Source organism: Bartonella sp. SD1336NMGDW (assembly GCF_042193565.1).
Lineage (GTDB): Bacteria > Pseudomonadota > Alphaproteobacteria > Rhizobiales > Rhizobiaceae > Bartonella > Bartonella grahamii.
Genome location: NZ_JBHILW010000066.1, coordinates 1 through 1249, shown reverse-complemented (window position 1 = coordinate 1249; position 1249 = coordinate 1). Strand labels below are relative to the sequence as shown.

Genomic DNA, 1249 nt, shown 5'->3' with positions numbered 1-1249 from the left:
AATTGTGGTGGGGATTCTGCCACCGGCGTCCGATTCTGAATGCTTAATGCCGTAAATCGCTGTAATCCGAAAAGATTGCTGATTGTCCTTTCGCGTGTAGATGATGGGCTGCCCAAAAGTGTTGCGCACATCTTTAACCATTTGGTTTAGCAGCCCGTGCCATCGCATGTTATTTCGCTCCAATCACGGCTTTAAACAGCATTTCAGGGCGTGTGCAAATGTAAAGCGGATAGCTGTAGACCTCCGGTTTTACCCATGCATTACGGTCGTGATCAATGATCAACATGGTGTAGAGAGGCTTTCCAACGGTGTTGGCAAAATCCAAGCTTTCACCAGGAGCAAAGGTTTTTTGGAAGACACCAGGCGCATCAACAGGAAAGAATTGACATTCATCAGGCTTAATGCCTATGGCGCGCTTTGTTCCAGCCTTCGCACTCACATTATAGTTGTGAATACTCCGGTAATTAATGAAAGTGACACCTGCAAAGTCAAAACTGCCAAAGCTGCCCGAGCCAAGAGCGCTTGGTGTTGCAATACCTCCGGCGCTATTAAGTGTTTGTGCTAAGGCTGTGTTGAGATAAGTTTCACGAATTGTTTTATGGTTTTTCAACTTGGAAAAGAATTCATTTCCACAAAGCCCAATAATCCGTGAACGATCAGAAAATGCTCCTTTTGAAGCCTCAATCATCCTCATAATGACTTGGTCAACATGGTCAGCAACATTGGTTGTCTCATTATTCAGTTTAAAGTCAATGGGCTTTGGTGGTGTGATTTCCCATTCTTTGTACCAATCGACAATCACGGAGCCATCAGCATCAAGAACAACGCCTTGAACGGCGCCGAGTTGCATATTCTCCCATGTCAATTCAATTTCAGAAATCAGTTTCTTTTGTTTTTTGGCAATATATTTCATTGCTGTCTCTAACTGATCTTCTGCGCCAAATTCACGCCGGTTTTGGATTTCTTCTGATTTCACCGTATCACTTTTGGCAATCCGTGTTGTTTTGAAAAACCGAAGATTACGACCCTCTCTATCACCTTCTGCCAAAGGTGCCCCGCGTTCACTGGTTTGAATAAGCGAAAATGTATTATCACGCCGTTCAATACCAACCACTGTGGTGCTTGTTTCCACTTCCTCAAAAAGATCAAGAGAACTAATAAGCCCCGGTTGAAACTCATAGTTTTCGATGGCTTTCATCATTGTGATGCTTGAGAAAGCATCATGTTTAAAAAAGTTCATATCCATGTG

General features: G+C 43.4%; 1 protein-coding gene. It reads right to left on the bottom strand.

Annotated elements, in window-relative coordinates; genetic code table 11:
- Window positions 1-169: 169 nt before the first annotated feature.
- Window positions 170-1246 (bottom strand): major capsid protein, encoded by a 1077-nt coding sequence (locus ACFIKH_RS09105; RefSeq protein WP_375671531.1) that lies wholly within the window; start codon window positions 1244-1246, stop codon window positions 170-172.
- Window positions 1247-1249: the final 3 nt, after the last annotated feature.

What these genes read in the sequence shown, in the direction of transcription:
- ACFIKH_RS09105 (WP_375671531.1), bottom strand. Translation starts at nt 1,246, where the DNA reads ATGGATATGAACTTTTTTAAACATGATGCTTTCTCAAGCATCACAATG.